Annotated in this window: 14 protein-coding genes, 1 pseudogene and 1 riboswitch; of the genes and pseudogenes, 5 read left to right on the top strand and 10 right to left on the bottom strand. The window is 69.8% G+C overall.

Annotation, left to right across the window (positions count from 1 at the left end):
* Positions 1–101: 101 nt before the first annotated feature.
* Positions 102–971: an endonuclease/exonuclease/phosphatase family protein gene (locus tag ACGFI9_RS22730; protein WP_393180653.1), complete on the top strand. Its 870-nt coding sequence runs from the start codon at positions 102–104 to the stop codon at positions 969–971.
* A gap of 308 nt (positions 972–1,279) precedes the next feature.
* A riboswitch (cyclic di-AMP (ydaO/yuaA leader) is annotated at positions 1,280–1,429 on the top strand.
* Between the two features lie 50 nt (positions 1,430–1,479).
* The gene (locus ACGFI9_RS22735) at positions 1,480–2,559 is read left to right on the top strand and encodes an NlpC/P60 family protein (RefSeq protein ID WP_393180780.1); all 1,080 of its coding nucleotides are present in this window, start codon (positions 1,480–1,482) and stop codon (positions 2,557–2,559) included.
* A gap of 10 nt (positions 2,560–2,569) precedes the next feature.
* Here ACGFI9_RS22735 and ACGFI9_RS22740 read toward each other — a convergent pair whose 3' ends face one another.
* Positions 2,570–3,499, bottom strand: coding sequence for a type II secretion system F family protein (locus ACGFI9_RS22740; RefSeq protein ID WP_393180655.1), 930 nt, complete (start codon positions 3,497–3,499; stop codon positions 2,570–2,572).
* A 155-nt stretch (positions 3,500–3,654) separates the two neighbouring features.
* Here ACGFI9_RS22740 and ACGFI9_RS22745 point away from each other — a divergent pair, with 155 nt between their 5' ends.
* The gene (locus tag ACGFI9_RS22745; RefSeq protein ID WP_393180657.1) at positions 3,655–4,869 is read left to right on the top strand and encodes an RNA-guided endonuclease InsQ/TnpB family protein; all 1,215 of its coding nucleotides are present in this window, start codon (positions 3,655–3,657) and stop codon (positions 4,867–4,869) included.
* A gap of 18 nt (positions 4,870–4,887) precedes the next feature.
* Here ACGFI9_RS22745 and ACGFI9_RS22750 read toward each other — a convergent pair whose 3' ends face one another.
* The 8 genes from ACGFI9_RS22750 to ACGFI9_RS22785 form a co-directional block, all read right to left on the bottom strand.
* Positions 4,888–6,852: a type II secretion system F family protein gene (locus ACGFI9_RS22750; protein WP_393180659.1), complete on the bottom strand. Its 1,965-nt coding sequence runs from the start codon at positions 6,850–6,852 to the stop codon at positions 4,888–4,890.
* A gap of 17 nt (positions 6,853–6,869) precedes the next feature.
* The gene (locus ACGFI9_RS22755; RefSeq protein ID WP_393180661.1) at positions 6,870–8,210 is read right to left on the bottom strand and encodes a CpaF family protein; all 1,341 of its coding nucleotides are present in this window, start codon (positions 8,208–8,210) and stop codon (positions 6,870–6,872) included.
* Positions 8,207–9,394, bottom strand: coding sequence for a CpaE family protein (locus ACGFI9_RS22760; protein WP_393180663.1), 1,188 nt, complete (start codon positions 9,392–9,394; stop codon positions 8,207–8,209). Before ACGFI9_RS22760 ends, ACGFI9_RS22755 begins: the two co-directional genes overlap by 4 nt.
* Before the next feature lie 18 nt (positions 9,395–9,412).
* Positions 9,413–10,192 (bottom strand): Flp pilus assembly protein CpaB, encoded by a 780-nt coding sequence (gene cpaB / locus ACGFI9_RS22765; protein ID WP_393180665.1) that lies wholly within the window; start codon positions 10,190–10,192, stop codon positions 9,413–9,415.
* A gap of 37 nt (positions 10,193–10,229) precedes the next feature.
* On the bottom strand, positions 10,230–11,447 hold the full coding sequence (locus ACGFI9_RS22770; protein WP_393180667.1) for a Tad domain-containing protein: 1,218 nt from the start codon (positions 11,445–11,447) through the stop codon (positions 10,230–10,232).
* Positions 11,435–11,806 (bottom strand): TadE/TadG family type IV pilus assembly protein, encoded by a 372-nt coding sequence (locus tag ACGFI9_RS22775; RefSeq protein WP_393180669.1) that lies wholly within the window; start codon positions 11,804–11,806, stop codon positions 11,435–11,437. The genes ACGFI9_RS22770 and ACGFI9_RS22775 overlap by 13 nt, the downstream gene beginning before the upstream one ends.
* Positions 11,807–12,056: 250 nt before the next feature.
* Positions 12,057–12,227, bottom strand: coding sequence for a Flp family type IVb pilin (locus ACGFI9_RS22780; RefSeq protein ID WP_393180671.1), 171 nt, complete (start codon positions 12,225–12,227; stop codon positions 12,057–12,059).
* A 206-nt stretch (positions 12,228–12,433) separates the two neighbouring features.
* Entirely contained in the window at positions 12,434–13,168 is a 735-nt protein-coding gene (locus tag ACGFI9_RS22785; protein WP_393180673.1) for a prepilin peptidase, read from the bottom strand.
* 271 nt (positions 13,169–13,439) lie between these two features.
* Between ACGFI9_RS22785 and ACGFI9_RS22790 the strand changes: the two genes are divergently transcribed.
* Entirely contained in the window at positions 13,440–14,759 is a 1,320-nt protein-coding gene (locus tag ACGFI9_RS22790) for a radical SAM protein (RefSeq protein ID WP_393180674.1), read from the top strand.
* 61 nt (positions 14,760–14,820) lie between these two features.
* Here ACGFI9_RS22790 and ACGFI9_RS22795 read toward each other — a convergent pair whose 3' ends face one another.
* The gene (locus ACGFI9_RS22795; RefSeq protein ID WP_393180675.1) at positions 14,821–15,408 is read right to left on the bottom strand and encodes a TetR/AcrR family transcriptional regulator; all 588 of its coding nucleotides are present in this window, start codon (positions 15,406–15,408) and stop codon (positions 14,821–14,823) included.
* 48 nt (positions 15,409–15,456) lie between these two features.
* Here ACGFI9_RS22795 and ACGFI9_RS22800 point away from each other — a divergent pair.
* Positions 15,457–16,005, top strand: a pseudogene (locus ACGFI9_RS22800) (GNAT family N-acetyltransferase); the annotation flags it as partial.
* Positions 16,006–16,402: the final 397 nt, after the last annotated feature.

Raw genomic sequence — 16,402 nt, forward strand, 5'->3', positions numbered from 1 at the left:
GCTGGTCATACCGGCTTCGGCAGGAGATCATCGATGACTCCACGAGCGGCATTTAGCGTGTATTGCGCCCCGAACCGGGGTAAACCATGCGGGAGGACACCTTGAGACTGACCCTTCACCGCCGCGTCCTGCTCGGTGCGGCGCTCGCCGTCACGCTGGCAGCGCTGCCGCTGGCCACACCGGCCGGCGCGGCCGAGCCCGCGGGATCGGAAGCGCCGCCCGTGGCGCTGCGCGTGGCCACCTACAACATCCATGCCGGGGCCGGCGAGGACAACGTCTTCGACCTGGCCCGGACCGCGGAGGCGATCCGGGCGCTGAACGCCGACGTGGTCGGCCTTCAGGAGGTCGACGTCCACTGGGGAACCCGCAGCAACTTCGTGGACGAGGCCCAGGAGTTGGCCGACCGGCTGGGTATGCAGGCGTTCTTCGCGCCGATCTACGACATGGATCCGCTGACCGCCGGTGCGCCCCGCCGTCAGTACGGGGTCGCGGTCCTCAGCCGCTACCCGATTCTCGATGCCGAGAACCACGAGATCACCCGGCTCTCGACCCAGGTGCCCGACCCGGTACCCGCTCCGGCGCCGGGCTTCGCCGAGGTGACGATCAACGTGCGGGGTGCGCACGTGCACGTGTACTCCACGCACCTCGACTACCGGGCGGACCCGACCGTGCGGCGCATGCAGGTCGCGGACACGCTGGACATCCTGGCCGCCGACTCCGGGCCGAAGGTGCTGGTCGGCGACCTCAACGCGGAGCCCGGGGCGCCCGAGTTGGCCGCCCTGTGGCAGGACCTGCGTGACACCGCCCCGACCGGCGGCAAGACGTACCCGGCGATCAATCCGGTGAAGCGGATCGACGTCATCGGCACCTCGCCGGACATCAGCGTGGTGGGCACGAACACCATTGCGACCTCGGCGTCGGACCACCGGCCGGTGGTCAGCGACCTCCTGCTGCACCAGCGCGGCAACTGATCACGGCCGCCAGGGGGTGCTCCGGTCATGGGACCGGAGCACACCTCGGCCTGCTGCGACCCCGGGAAAACCGCTGAGCCTCACCCGGGGATCGCCGGGAGGAAACAGGACGCAGGTTGCCGCCCCAAATTAGGGCCGATTAAGAATTCGATTAGCGAAGACTTATGGTACGCATAATCCCGGCACCCAATGTGCCCGCCTGACCGCGCAGAGAATTGGCGTCACCGGCTCGTTGATTTCCTCGGGCTGCCCTCACTAATGTTGATCAGCGTCCGTTCCGGATGTCGGTCTCCACCTGGAGTTCCCCGGGACGGTCACCGCCGAGTCGCTGGACGTCACTGGCGTCGCCAGGCGAGCCGGGGAACCACCGTAGTTTCGGGGTGAATCCGCATCAGCGGTAGGGCGCCTTCCACGCCCGAACCCGTCAGCTAACCCGGTAGGCGGTCGAGGTCGGTGCAGCGTGACGTGCGTCGGCCCCGAGTGGAAGGAGCCGAGCCCGTTGCCACCCGTGCGCACCCGGCCCGCCGGATCGCGGCTGTTCACCAGAATCCTCGCCGTCGCGGCGGCGGCCATGGTGGCCGTCGGACCGGCGGCCCCCGCCCACGCCGCGCCGTCGGCCGCCGATGTGCAGAAACAGATCGACGCGGCGTGGCAAAAGCTCGAACCCGTTATCGAGCAGTACAACAAGGTCCGGACAGACCTGACCGCGAACCAGCGTAGATCGGCCGAACTGAGCCGGAGGATCGAACCGCTCGGCAGGTCGGTGGAGGTCAGCAGGAACCGGGTCCAGGAGATTCTGGCGGGTTACTACAAGCAATCGAGGTCACTTTCCACATTCAATGCCCTACTGACCCCCGGCACGCCGCCGACCGCGTTCGGGGATCAGCTCGCACTCGTGAATCAGGTGGCGAATTCGGAGCAGCGACAGATCACCCGGCTGTCCGCCGAGCAGGCGACCTACGACGCCGACAAGGAGAAGATTGACGCGCTGATCGCCATACAGCAGCGCCAGCAGGCCCAGCTGGCGGCGCGCAAGAAGGCCATCGACGCCGAGATCAAGCGGCTCAACGCGCTACACCGGCAGATCGCTGCCGCGGACGCGGCCAAGGCGGCCGCGGAGGCCGCGGCGGCCAGAGCCGCAGCCGCCGCGCAGTCAGCCGCCACCACGAGCAGCACCTCCCCCATCACGGGGACCAGTCCGCTGTTCATCGGTGGGAAGTGCCCCGCCGTCCCCATCACCGGCAGCGGCGGCGTCGCGGCCAAGACCGCGTGCAAACAGATCGGCAAGCCGTACGTATGGGCGGCAAACGGCCCGGACTCGTTCGACTGCTCCGGCCTGACCCAGTACGCGTGGGCTGCGGCCGGAGTGCAGCTGGACCATTACACAGGTTCTCAATGGACCGCGGGCGTGGCGGTGAGCAAGGCGAACCTTCGCACGGGTGACCTCGTCTTCTTCTACTCGGATCACCACCACATGGGTATCTACGTCGGCAACGGACTGCTCGTCCACGCCCCGCACACCGGGGACGTGGTCCGCATGGCCCAGCTGTCGACCATGCCCTACAGCGGCGCCCGCCGCCCCGGCTGACCGTCCGGGGTCACTTGAACAGGCCGCTGTGCAGGATGTTGATCACACCGGGTCCGAGCACGACGATGAACAACGACGGGAAGAGGCAGAACACCAGCGGGAAGAGAATCTTCACCGGCACCTTCTGGGCCAACTCCTCGGCCCGCTGCCGCCGCCGTACGCGCATTTCCTTGGCCTGCTCGCGCAACACCTTGGCGACCGGAATGCCGAGTTCGGTGGCTTGGACCATGAGCGCGCAGAAGGTCTTCAGCTCGACGACCGTCGTCCGTTGGGCCAGCCGCCGCAGGGCGTCCACCCGGCTCATCCCGAGTTGGATCTCCTGGAGGGTGCGGGCGAACTCGCTGGCCATCGGTCCCCGGCCGTAATGCGTCACCTGGGCCAGCGCCGCGTCGAAGCCGAGTCCCGCCTCCACGCTGACGGTGAGCGTGTCGAGGATGTCCGGCAGCGACCGCCGGACCGCCTCCTGCCGCCGATAGCCGAGATCGTAGATGACCAGGTCGGGAAGGTTGGCCCCGAGCGCGGCACCGAGCACGCCACCCACGATCACCGCGGGCAGCCCACCGAGGAGGCTGCCCAGCAGGCCCCCGCAGACCGCGAGCCCGATCAGCCCCAGCCCCTTGACCTCGTAGACCCGGTCGATCGTCCAGTACGCCGGGTTGCCGGCGAAGTCGAGCCATCTCCGCAGCCGCTCGACACCGCTCGCCGGAGTCAGCGCCCGACCGATCCGGACCATCCGGGCGCCCAGCGGCGTGACCACCCGTTCGCCGAACGCCTCATCGGCCGGTCCCGCCTGCCCGGCGGCGTAGACCTGGTCGATGGCGCTCAGGCCCTTGGCCACGCCGGCCCGGTCGAAGCTCGCCGAGGCGACCGTGACCACGATGAGCGTGACTCCGGTGAAGATCGCCGCGCCTGCCCCGACGAGGATGACCATGCCGCTCATCGAAGTCCTTTCGAGGAAACCCCGTCCTTTAGGGCAGGGAGGAATCGAACCCCTGCGGAGCAGGGCAAGAAAAGTCGGTTCGTCGTCAGGGCGGGCCGGCGTGCACCTTTAACGACCCGCGTCGGATCACACATTGATGCACTAGTATGTGAGCGGTGCGGGCCATCCACGTGAAGCGGGCGTTCAAGTACCGCTTCTATCCGACCGACGCGCAGGTAGCGGAGTTGTCGCGCACGTTCGGGTGCGTGCGGAAGGTCTACAACCTGGCGTTGGCGGCCCGCACGCAGGCGTGGACGCTGCGGCAGGAGCGGGTCACCTACAACGCCACGTCGGCGATGCTGACGGCGTGGAAGAAGACCGAGGAGTTGGCGTACCTCAACGACGTTTCCTCGGTCCCGCTGCAGCAGACGCTGCGGCACCTTCAAACAGCGTTCACGAACTTCTTCGCCAAGCGGGCCCGGTACCCGCGGTTCAAGTCGCGGAAGAAGTCGCGGAGGTCGGCGGAGTACACCACCAGCGGATTCCGCTTCCGGGACGGGAAGCTGACCCTGGCGAAGATGGCGGAACCGCTCGACATCGTGTGGTCCCGACCCCTGCCTGAGGGTGCGCAGCCCTCGACGGTGACCGTGTCGCAAGACAGCGCGGGGCGCTGGTTCGTGTCCATGCTCGTCGAGGACCCGGCCGTCCAGCCGCTGCCGGCGAACGGCCGGGCGGTCGGCGTGGACGCCGGACTCGACCACCTGTTGACCCTGTCTACCGGGGAGAAGATCACCAACCCCCGGTATGAGCGGCGGGACCGTGCCCGCCTCGCGAAGGCGCAGCGAGAACTGGCCCGCAAAGCCAAGGGTGACGGGGCGAACCGGGCCAAGGCCCGGCTGAAGGTCGCCAACGTCCACGCCCGCATCGCCGACCGGCGACGCGACAACCTGTACAAGATCACTACTCGGCTCGTTCGTGAAAACCAAACGATCGTGATCGAGGATTTGACCGTTCGGAACATGGTGAAGAACAGCGCACTCGCCCGCGCCATCAGCGACGCGGCGTGGAGCGAGTTCCGGAGCCTGCTGGAGTACAAAGCCGCCTGGTACGGCCGTGAGGTGATCGCGGTCGACCGCTGGTTCCCGTCCTCCAAACTGTGCTCCGTCTGCGGCAGCTTGCACGACAAGATGCCGCTGCACGTCCGCACGTGGACCTGCGTCTGCGGCACGACCCACGACCGGGACGTGAACGCAGCGCGGAACATTCTGGCCGCCGGGCTGGCGGTATCGGCCTGTGGAGCCGGTGTAAGACCTCAAAGGAGCACTCCTGGCGGGCAGTCGGCAGTGAAACAGGAAACCCCTCGGGTGACCGCGGGAATCCCCGTCCTTTAGGGCGGGGAGGATGTCAAGTCAGATCTCCACCTTCACGACCCGGACCATCCAGACGATCCCGACGAGCAACAGGAACACGCCCACCAGCAGCAGCGCGATGCCCAGCGGCTCGGCGACCAGGGGGCGCATGTAGTCACCGCGGATGGTGACCATGACCAGGCCGAGCACGATGGGCAACCCGACCAGTACCCACGCCGAGAGGCGGCCCTCGGCGCTCAACGCGCGGACGTGGCGCTGCAGGCGGCTGCGCTCGCGCATGGTGTCCACCGTCGTCTCCAGCACCTCGGCGAGGTTGCCGCCGACCTCGTGCTGGATCCGGATGGCCATGACGACCCACTTCAGGTCCTCGCTCCTGGTCCGCGCCGCCACCCGCAGGAGGGCGTCGGCCAGGTCGGCGCCCAGCCGGTGCTCCGCCAGCGCCCGGCCGACCTCCATGGCGATCGGGTTCGGCGCCTCGCGGACCACGGCGTCGAGGGACTGGCCGAGCGAGAAGCCCGACCGCAGCGACCCGATCACCAACTGCAAGGCGTCCGGCAGTTGCTCGACGAACTGGCGGGTCCGGCGGTCGGCCCGGGACGACAGGTAGACCCGCGGTACGAGCCAGCCGAGCAGCACCCCGAGCGGCAGCCCGAGCCAACCGCGTGCGACCACGCCGAGCGCCCCGCCGGTCACCATCGCGCTGGCCTGGACCAGCACCCACTCGTGCGGGCGCAGGCGCATCCCCGCCTGCTCCAACCGCAGGCCGATGCGGGCGTCGAGCCCGCGGGAGCGGAGCACCGAGGCGCTCGCCGCCAGCATGTTCCGGGTGACAAAGGTGGGGGCGGTGGTCTGCGGCATGGCCGGGGGCGCCTCGGCCCGGGCCGGCCCGAACTGGCCGATCTGCCGGATCCGGTCCTCGGTCGCCCCTGATCGTGGCCAGGCCATCAGCAACACCAGCACCAGCAGGCCGACGAAGCAGGCGCCGGCAATCACCCAGATCGCCCAGGCCGGCAACCCGGTCCGGGCCAGGCGCGGTCCGGCCGCGGCCGATTCCGGCAGCGGATCCGCGAACGTCACCGGCACCGAGACGGCCAGCGGCTGACCGGCGACGGCCACCGTCACGGCGAGGTCGGCACTCCGCTGCGCCAGACTGTTCGGCACCTGCGCCTCGACGGTGAGCAGCACGGAGAAGGTGGAGGCGGCGGCGCGGAACTTCTGCGCCAGTGCGGCGTTGTCGGCCGCGGTGAGCAGGTTCCCGCCCCCGGCCTGCGCGATCGCCCTCAGGTTCGTCAGCCCCGCAGCGGTGGCTTGCGCGGCCACGACGTCGGTGGGAAGGCGGCCGGCGCCCAGGGCCTCGACCACCTGGGCCCGGGTGGCGGTCGAAGCGGTGTCCGCACCGTCGGAGAGCACCAGCATCCGCCGGTCCGAGTCCGGACCGAATCCCGCCCTCTCCAGCGTGTCGCGGCCGAGCAGGACGCCGTCGTACAGGGCCGTCTCGCCCTTCGCGTTCAGCTTGTGCAGCGCCCGGGTGAAGGCGGCCCGGTCGTCGGTGGGGCTGAGCAGCAGGCGCGGGCTGTCCGCGACGGCGATCAAACCCAGCCGTACGTCGTCGGGCAGCTTCGCGGCCAGCGCGCGGGCGGCGGTGCGGGCGGCCTCCAGGCGAGCGCCGGCCACCGATCCGCTCACGTCGAGGACGACCATCAGCGCGCGCGGCGGCAGGTCCGCCGAGGAGCCGGCCGAACGGTCGACCCGGTCGGCGCTGGCCGGCAGCCGCGTGCCGCCCACGGCGACCTGCACGGTGGCCGGATCCAGCACCGAGTTGAGGGGCAGGTCGCGGGCCGCCAGCAGGAACCGCACCGTGCCCGGCGACGCGGTCAACCCGGAGACGGCGAGGCTGCCGGACGGGGCGGCGGACGCGGGCGGCGGCGCCAGGATCGCCGCCAGGACGGCGAGTACGCCGATGAGGCCGGCTGTCCGGGTACGCCGCCGGGTAGCACTGTTCACGATGCTCGTCGATCCCGTCATCGAAGGGGTGCGGTGAGGCCGAAGATGGCGGGGTCGAGCATGACGCCCACATCCGCCAGTTTCTCGACGAAGCGCGGGCGCAGGCCGGTCGGGCGAAGCACGCCGGTGAACTGCCCGTGCGCGTCCATCCCCGCCCGGTGGTCGTAGAGGAAGATGTCCTGCAGGCTGATCACGTCGCCTTCCATCCCCACGACCTCGGTGATGTGGGTGATCCGGCGGCTGCCGTCGCGGAGCCGGCTCTGGTGCACGATCAGGTCGACGGCGGAGGAGATCTGCTCCCGGATGGCTCGGATGGGCAGGTCCATGCCGGCCATCAGGACCATGGTCTCCAGCCGGGACAGCGAATCCCGCGGCGAGTTGGCGTGCACCGTCGTCAGCGAACCGTCGTGGCCGGTGTTCATCGCCTGCAACATGTCGAGCGCCGCGCCGTCGCGGACCTCGCCGACCACGATCCGGTCGGGACGCATCCGCAGCGCGTTGCGGACCAGGTCCCGGATGGTCACCTCGCCACGGCCCTCGATGTTCGGCGGCCGGGCCTCGAGCCGCAGCACGTGCTGCTGGTGCAGGTGCAGCTCGGCGGCGTCCTCGATCGTGATGATCCGCTCGTCGGGCGGCAGGAACTGCGACAGCACGTTGAGCGTGGTGGTCTTGCCGGTGCCGGTGCCGCCGCTGATCAGGACGTCCAGCCGGCCGCGTACGCACGCGGCGAGCAGGTTGGCCACCGGCCGGCTCAACGTGCCGAACGCGATCAGGTCCTCGATGCCGTACGGGTCGGCGGCGAACTTGCGGATGGTCAGCTTCGCCCCGTCGAGCGCGACCGGCGGCAGCACCGCGTTGACCCGGCTGCCGTCCGGCAGCCGGGCGTCCACCATCGGGCTGCTCTCGTCGACCCGCCGACCCACCCGCGCGACGATCTTGTCGATGATCCGCCGCAGGTGCTCCTCGTCGAGGAAGGCGGCGTCCACCGGCAGGATGCGCCCGCCGCGCTCCACGTAGATGCGATCCGGCCCGTTGACCATGATCTCGTTGATGTCCGGGTCGCGCAGCAGCGGCTCGATCGGGCCGTGGCCGAGGATGTCGTCGCAGATCTCGGCGGTGATCCGGCTCCGGTCGGCGCCGGTCAGCGCCGCCTCCTCACGGGACAGCACCGCCTGCAGGGTCTCGCGTACCCGTCGCTCCATCACCTCCGTCGACCGCTCGCTGTAGAGCGTCGGCCCGAGGATCTCCTGGAGTTCCTGGTGGACCCGCCGGCGCAGCTCCGTCAGCAGTGGTCGCGCGGCCGGGCGCCAGTCGCCGGGGTCACCCTGCTGCCGCCCGATCCGCTCGGTCAGGCTCATCGCTTACCGCCCCGGCCGAACAGGCCACGCAAGCCCTGGGCGGCGGGCCTGCTCGCCCCGCTGTCGGCCAACTGGCCGGCGGCGAAGTCCCGGATCGCCTTGCTGACCGGGTGCGACGGGTTGTCGGCCACGATCGGTATCCCCTTGTTGATCGAGACCGGGACGTCCCGGCTGGACGGCACGTACGCCGAGATCGGGACCCGGATGACGCGCTCGATGTCGGCGGCGGTCAGCCCGACCTTGGCGTCGGACCGGTTGAGCACCACCAGGCGCTGTTCGGTGGGCAGCCGCAGCAGGTCGAAGGTGTCGAGGGTGATGCGCAGGTTCTTCAGCGCCGGGATGTCCGGCGTGGTGAGCAGGACGTGCAGGTGCGAACGCTCCAGCGCGACCAGCACGTGCTCGTTGAACTGCGGTGGCGTGTCGATCACCAGGTAGTCGAACATGCCACCGGCGAGCCCCAGCACCTTGGTGACGAGCTGCTGGGAGACCTGCTCCGCCTCGGTGGGGCCGGGCGGGGCGAGCAGGGCCTGCACCCCGGGGCTGTACGGGGTGAAGAGCGTACGCAGCGCCTGCTCGTCGAGGTTGGCGCCGAACTCGGACGCGTTGGCGATGCCGCGCTGGGGCGCCAGCTGCAGCATGATCGCCACGTCGCCGAAGGCGAGATCCAGGTCGATCAGGCCGACCCGGCGGGCACCGCCGCCGGCCAGCGCGATCGCCAGGTTGGTGGCGACGGTCGTCTTGCCGCAGCCGCCCTTGGCGGCGAACACCGTGATCACCTTGGCTTCTCGCTGCGCGCCGGCCTGATCCGGGATCCCCGGGCTGACCGGTGCCATCTGCCGGGAGATCTCGATCGAGCGGGCGCACGCGGTCAGCAGTGCCACCCGGTCGTCGACCGGCACCACCTCGCGTACGCCGGCGCGCAGCGCCTCGCCCAGCAGCACCATGTCCACCATCACCCGGATCAGCACCACGCCGAGGGCAGGGCGGCTGACCCGGTACTCGGCGGCGATGGCCAGTGCCTCGCGCAGGTCGACACCCGGCCCGAGGACCACCAGCGGCTCCGCAGGACGTTCGGTGAGCAGCCGGGACAGGTCCTGGCGCGTCGACGCCGAGTGCACGTCGCCGGCGAGCAGCACCGCGACCTGCTGGGCGTCGCGGGGCTGCGGCTCGTACAGGATGGTCATGGGTTCACTCCGTCCGCATCACTCGAAGATGGAGTTCACGTTGGAATCCTTGTCGGTGTTCTCCACACCGCCGCCCGGCTTGACCTGGACCGCGTCGGTGAGCAGACCGAGATAGAGGCTGCCGGTGTTGAGACCGAGGATCAGCCGCTCGGCCTCCTTCTGGTCCACGGCGAGCGTGACCAGGAGTGTCCCGTTCCTGGCCGACGCGTCATCGCTGGTCTCGGTGTCGTCTTTGGTGTCGCGCGGCGGGGTGTAGGTGCCGACCGCCATGACCTGGACCTTCTCCAGCAGCAGCCGGGTCCGCTGGATCTTGGTCTCCTGGCCCGCCTTGTCGAGCAGCTTGTACGTGAGGAAGATGGCGACCTCGGAGCCGGGGCGCACGTAGCCGGCGACCTGCTGCGGCGCGCCGGTCTGCACCGTCACCGCCATCTTGCCGTCCGGCAACTCCAGCCCGCTGGTCACCTGGCTCTGCTGCCCGAAGTTCGCCTTGAGCAGGATCTGCCCCTCGGCGATGTTCGAGGTCACGACGAGCTTGTCGAATTCGGATCCGACTGCCGCCAGGGCGTCGCTGGGCACCGCCGACCTCGGCATCCGTTCCGTGCGGACCATCTGCTCGGCCTGGATCCGGGCGCCGGCCGTACCGGCCGGGATCCGGGCCTTGGCGACCACCACCGTGACCGCGTCGGTGATCCGCGCCCTGGCCCGGGCGTCCGCGCTGAACCCGTAGAAGAGCACTCCAACGGTGCCGATCGCGGCAAGCACGATGGCGAGCATGATGGTGACGATCCGACGTGTCATGAGGGGAGGCTTCCTGGTCGTTATCTGGTGGGGCGAGTTAGCCGATAAGGGAGACGATGGTGGCGCCGAGTGGGTCCAGCGGTCCAATTTCCACCGGCCCCGGCTGCAGGACGTCGACGAAGTAGCCGTAGATGCACCGGTCCTCGCCCGTGCAGTACTCCCTAGCGGTCAGCCACGATTCCCTTCGCTTCCCGCCGGCGCTACCGAAGAAGTAGCCGGTGGGCACGAACGCTGCCATTCCGATGATGTGGTACTTGGCGTTACTGCCGGTGCCGTAAACCTCGTCATAGATGGGGAGGTAGAACACCTTGGCGGATGAAGCGTCGGTGGTGACTGGATCGAGCACGTCGGTGCAGTTTTTTTCCGTAACGCCGGTCGGGCCCGCGGTGAATGTCTCCGTGGTGCAGTCGGCGGCGCCATCGTCGTCCAACCAGCCGAAGCCGCCCGGCTGATCCCAGCCGGGGGGACCTTTCTCGTCCGGGCAGAGACTGTCCGGATCCTTCGCGTCGTGGGTCCGCAGCACGATCTCGTACTCGTCGGCGGGACTCGGCTCCGCGTTCGGCGGATAGGGCGGCGGCGCCGGGAAATGTTCGCCGTTTCTCGTGGCGTCATCCCATTCGCATTTCGAGAAGGTCACCGCCAGGCCAGCTTTCGGCGCGCCCCAGCTCACCCGGGCGCAGGCCCCGACCGTGGTGCCTTCGTAGTCTTCGTTGCCGAGCAGCGCCCTGGCAAAGGACGGCGGCAGCAGGGTTGACCCGTCGGACTCCTCGGTGCTGGTGTGCACCTCGAGGTAGGGCTGACCTGCGGCCAGCGCCGCGCCGTCCAGGCAACGGGTCAGGTTCCGCGGAGCTGTGGTGGCGTCGCACGAGGGCAGGCCACCAGAGCTCACGCCGGGCACGGATCCGCAGATCGTGAAGTTGGTGGCCCCGTCCCTGGCGTTCCCTCCCGCGAACGGGCTCGTCGTGGTCGTCAGGTCCGACGTGTTGCAGGCATCCGCATCGGCAGCGCAGGATTTCGCGGCGGCGATGGCCACCGCGTCCGCACCGGACTGCAGTTCCTCCCGCTCGACGTAGAGCTGGCCCACGTCCACGACGAGCGCGAGCATGCCGAGCAGCACGCCACCGGCGAGCAGGACGCCGAAGACGGTGGCGACGCCGCCGCGGTCGTCGCGCCGCAGCCGCCGGAGGATCCCGCCCCGGCCCGGCCGCCACGTCGCCGGGCCGGCCGCTCCCGACCGGCCGCTCAGTGCACGCATGGCATCACACTCTTGGCGGTCAGGGTCGTCCCGCCCCCGCTGCCGATCATGAATCCGAGCGGCGTGAGGTAGGAGAACTTGTAGGTGACCTTGGCGGTGGCGTCGTCGCCCGATGCCGGGGTGCCCGAGCACCCGTTGATCTCCGCACCGACGAGGCCGCTGTTGCTGGTGGCCTCCGCGACCCGCGCCCTGCCCTCGCCCTCGCCGATCAGCGCAGCGGCACGGGCACCTTCGCGGGCGGCCTGGCTGATGACGATCTGCGCGTTGAGCATCCGGCCGAAGTCGATGATGCCGAAGATGATGAGCAGCACCACCGGCAGCAGCAGAGCGAACTCCACTGCCGCCGCGCCCCGGTCCACCGGCCGCCTAGCCTTGCCCACTGCCGCCCTCACCAACGAGCATCGTCAGCCTTCCAAGGAGGATTTGTCGTCGTGCTCTGCACGCAGGTCGAGAAGTTTTTCGCACACGAGTCAGCGGGGCATTTGATCGTTTGCGCGAGTGCGGGGATGGGCGGCCGCTCACCCACCCCCGCACCGGCCCGCGACATTTAGGCGGCGGGCGCCGGCTGACCCCAGGGGAACGCGCAGACCCGCACTCATCGTGCCCTGACTAGACGCCGATCTTTCCGGAGAGCGCCTTGAAGAAGTCGTTCAGCTTGCCGCCAAAAATGCCGACGCCGGCCGTGATGAACACAGCGATCAGCGCCACGATCATGGCGTACTCGACGGCCGAGGCCCCCTCGTCGCGGCGGGACTGCAGTTTGCACCAGAGCTTGAGCATGAGTGTGTCCCTTCAGCATCCATCCACTTCGGACGGAAATTGTTGCCGGGCGAAAACCTGCGCTCGCGCGCCGCACGGTTTCCCGCGGAATCGAGCAGCGACAGTCAACACCGCGGGGACCGCAAAACTAAGCTTCGATTAGCCGTATTCGCTGCGACGGCCGGACGGTGCCGCCGACCGGCCAGATCCGGCCGGCCCCCGGTCGGCTACCAGGCCGCCACGCAAACGGCCAGCAGTCCCCCGCCCAGCAGGGCAGGGCCGAACGGCAACTGGCTCTTCCAGCCCACCCGACCGGAGGCGAGCAGGGCCAGCAGCAGGGGCGCGTTCAGCAGCCAGGGCAGCAACGCGCCGAGCAGCACGGCATGCCAGCCGAGCCAGCCGAAATACCAGCTGAGCAGGGCGGATACCTTCGCGTCGCCCATCCCGTAGCCGCCACCGGGCAGCAGCGCCATCCCCACGAAGACCACCCCGGAGACCAGGCAGGCCAGCAGCGCCCGGAGCCAGTCGCCCCACTGGCCCGTTCCGGCGGCGACGATGGCGAACAGGACCGGTGTCACCGCCAGGGCCGGCAGCACCAGAGTGTCGGGAAGCCGACGGCAGGCGAGGTCGATCGCGGCGAGCAGCACGCCGAGCACCGCGACGGCCAGATAGAGCGGGAGCACGGCCGCCGGGCCGAGCGCGGCGGCGAGCAGGCCGCCGGCGAGCCCCGCTGCCACGCCGGTCAACCAGGACGGGGGGCCCAGCCGGGCCGCGCAGGCGGCGCAGGTCAACCGGACCGACAGCAAGCCGCGCACGCCCGGCCGCAGCGGGACGCCGCAGCCGGCACAGGCGGCCCGCAGTGGTTCACCGAACGGTACGGCGAAGCGGTAGGCGACCCGCGGCAGGAGCAGGCCGGCCCCGCCGCATGCGATCGCACACGTACCGATCAGCAACGGTGACATCCGGGGAGAGTAGCGGTATCCGGGGCGGTCAGAGCACCCACCAGAACGGCGAGAATGCGGCCGGGGTGCCGGGGGGCTGGCTGGGCCGAGAGGGAAGGTGGTCCAGCGGGCGGCATGGGTGGACGTGACGTAGGGAACAACCGACGGCCGACCGATCCTGCCGGCCCGCACGGGCTGACTAGCGTGGAGCCAGCAGGGAGTCGATCCCGACCCACCTCCAGGCCACGCGCACCACCTCGGGGCCTTCGTGCACAACCGCCAGGGAGGGCGCATGCAGTCGCGCACCGATCTCATCGAGGACCTGATGGGGCGCTTCCCCCACGTGCCGAAAGAGGCGGTCATCAAGGAGGACCTGCTGCGTGGCGGCCTGGCCTTCGACGACTCGGCGCTGACCGACAACGAGAGCGGGGCCGTCAAGCCCAAGTCGTACTTCATCTTCTCCTTCGACCACCGGACGTTGCCGGACCTGGGCACCGCCGCGCTGCGCAGGCCGCCGGAGGAGATCGTGCTCACCGGCGGCCCGTACGGGCTGCGCCGCACGGTCGTCTCGGTCCGCACCAATCCCGACTCGCCGTACCGGGTCAAGGACGACGGCGACGGCCGCCTGCGGTTGTTCCTGGACGGCCGGCCGATCGCCGACGTCGGGCTGCCGCCGATGCCGGACTACTACCGGCACACCCTCGCGAACGGGAAGTCGGTGATGGAGGTCGCACCGACGATCCAGTGGGGCTACCTCATCTACCTGACCGTGTTCCGGGTCTGCCAGTACTTCGGCGCCAAGGAGGAATGCCAGTACTGCGACATCAACCACAACTGGCGTCAACACAAGCAGGCCGGCCGCCCGTACACCGGGGTCAAGCCCGTCGACGAGGTGCTGGAGGCGCTGGAGATCATCGACCGGCACGACACCACCGGCGCGTCCCAGGCCTACACCCTGACCGGCGGCAGCATCACCTCCAAGGTCGACGGGCTGGCCGAGGCCGACTTCTACGGCCGGTACGCCCAGGCGATCGAGGAGCGGTTCCCAGGCCGGTGGATCGGCAAGGTGGTCGCCCAGGCGTTGCCCCGGGCCGACGTGCAGCGGTTCCACGACTACGGCATCCGGATCTACCACCCCAACTACGAGGTGTGGGACAAGCGGCTGTTCGAGCTCTACTGCCCCGGCAAGGAGCGGTATGTGGGTCGGGAGGAGTGGCACCGGCGGATCCTCGACTCCGCCGAGGTCTTCGGGCCGCGCAACGTCATCCCGAACTTCGTCGCGGGCGTCGAGATGGCCGCCCCGTACGGCTTCACCAGCGTGGACGAGGCGATCGACTCCACCACCGAGGGCCTGCAGTACTTCATGTCGCGGGGCATCACCCCGCGGTTCACCACCTGGTGCCCGGAGCCGACCACCCCGCTCGGCCGGACCAACCCGCAGGGTGCGCCGCTGGAATATCACATCCGGCTGCTGGAGGCCTACGCCGCGACCATGAAGGCCAACGGCCTGTCCAGCCCGCCCGGGTACGGCCCGGCCGGCCCCGGCCGCGCGGTCTTCTCGGTCAGCTCGTTCATGGACAGTCTGCCCGCGGATACCGAACCGGAGTCGTAAAAGCCTGCTGCTCGGACTCGGCGCGGCCGCCGTGCCGGTAGGCGACGTTGACCGTCGCGGTTCAGCGGGTGAGCGTGGCGAGGAAGTCGTCGACGAGTCGGGTCTGGGTCGCGGCCGGCAGCCGCTCGGGGTCGAACAGCGCCTGAACGACCAGCCCGTGGGTGAACGACAGCACGGTCGTCGCGAGCCCGCCCGGGTCGCCGTCGGGCAGCTCGCCCAGCCGTTGCGCCTCCTCGATGGAGGTACGCAGGCCTGCCCGGATGCGTTCGTAGCGGTGGGTCTGGGCGGCGAACAGGTCGGGGTCGGCCAGGGCGACGTCCCAGGAGCCGACCCAGATCCGGTTCATCGCCGCCGCGTCGGGGGTCAGCGGGAGGATGTTGAGGATCTGCGTACGCAGCGCCGCCAGCCCGGGTGCGGGCGCGGCCTGCCGGGGGCGCTGCGCGGTGCGTACCTCGAGGATGTCGAGGGCGTGGGCGATCAGTTCGCGCTTGCCCGCGAAGTAGTGGGTGACCAGTCCGGTCGATGACCCGAGGGCCGCCGCGACGGCGCGCATGGTGAGGCCGCCGAAGCCGTGCTCGGCCAGGACCTGCCAGACCGCCTCGGAGACGTCCTGGCGGCGGGAGTCGTGGTCGGTGCGTGCGGGGGTCATGGCCTGCTAGCGTACATGCCAAACGTTTGTTATGTACGGAGGTCCGTGATGTTCGCGCTGCCCCTCGCCGACTCGGCCGTGCTGCGCCCGCTGGAACCGTGGCATGCCGAGGAGTTCCTCGCCCACCTGGACCGGGCGCGCGAGCACATCGCTCCGTGGGTCTCGCCCGCGTTCGTCGCCCGCGACCTCGGCGAGGCCCGCGCGGTGCTGCAACGGTATGCGGACAAGCGGGCTCAGGACGGCGGCGGCATCTGGGGCATCTGGCGGGACGGTGTGCTGGTCGGCGGCGTCATGTTCGTCTCCTTCGACACCAGGCTGGGGGTCTGCGAAGCGGGCTGCTGGTTGGAGCCCGGCGCGGAGGGGCATGGGCTGATCACCCGCGCCGCGGAGCGGATCATCGATTGGGCCGTCGAGGAACGCGGCATTCACCGCGTCGAGTGGCGCACCAACTCGCGTAACGAACGCAGCATCGCGGTCGCGCAGCGGCTGGGGATGAGCCGGGACGGAACGCTGCGGCAGGTCTACCCGCGCAGCGGGGACGGACGGATCGATCTGGAGATCTGGTCCGTGCTGGCCGACGAGTGGCGGGCCCGCCGTGCGGGCCTTCTCACCACCAGGAGCACCGTCTCAGCTGAGGTGAAGGCCGAACTCGACGGCCTGATGGCCACCTTCCTGGGCGCCTTCGCCAACCCGGGCGGCACCAGACCGAACGTCGAGGCGATCGAAGAGGTGTTCATCCCCGAAGGGATGATCATCAGCAACGTCGGCGGGACCCCGGTGATCTACGATCTGCGCCAGTTCATCGATCCTCGCGAGAAGATCCTCACCGACGGGACGCTGACCGAGTTCCGGGAGTGGGAGACCGCGGAGACCACCGAGATCTACGGCTCGGTCGCCCACAGGTTCAGCGAGTACCGCAAGTCGGGCTACCTCAACGGCGAGTGGTTCGAGGGTCGGGGCAGGAAGACGACCCAGTTCGTCAGGACCCCGTCGG

Origin of the sequence: Micromonospora sp. NPDC048930 (genome assembly GCF_043197935.1) — a bacterium.
Lineage (GTDB): Bacteria > Actinomycetota > Actinomycetes > Mycobacteriales > Micromonosporaceae > Micromonospora.

Bases quoted from the DNA above. Each gene is read 5' to 3' on its own strand.
- ACGFI9_RS22760 (WP_393180663.1), bottom strand. From the start codon at position 9,394: ATGACCATCCTGTACGAGCCGCAGCCCCGCGACGCCCAGCAGGTCGCG.
- ACGFI9_RS22740 (WP_393180655.1), bottom strand. From the start codon at position 3,499: ATGAGCGGCATGGTCATCCTCGTCGGGGCAGGCGCGGCGATCTTCACC.
- ACGFI9_RS22795 (WP_393180675.1), bottom strand. From the start codon at position 15,408: ATGACCCCCGCACGCACCGACCACGACTCCCGCCGCCAGGACGTCTCC.
- ACGFI9_RS22780 (WP_393180671.1), bottom strand. From the start codon at position 12,227: ATGCTCAAGCTCTGGTGCAAACTGCAGTCCCGCCGCGACGAGGGGGCC.
- ACGFI9_RS22785 (WP_393180673.1), bottom strand. From the start codon at position 13,168: ATGTCACCGTTGCTGATCGGTACGTGTGCGATCGCATGCGGCGGGGCC.
- ACGFI9_RS22790 (WP_393180674.1), top strand. From the start codon at position 13,440: ATGCAGTCGCGCACCGATCTCATCGAGGACCTGATGGGGCGCTTCCCC.
- cpaB (WP_393180665.1), bottom strand. From the start codon at position 10,192: ATGACACGTCGGATCGTCACCATCATGCTCGCCATCGTGCTTGCCGCG.
- ACGFI9_RS22755 (WP_393180661.1), bottom strand. From the start codon at position 8,210: ATGAGCCTGACCGAGCGGATCGGGCGGCAGCAGGGTGACCCCGGCGAC.
- ACGFI9_RS22770 (WP_393180667.1), bottom strand. From the start codon at position 11,447: ATGCGTGCACTGAGCGGCCGGTCGGGAGCGGCCGGCCCGGCGACGTGG.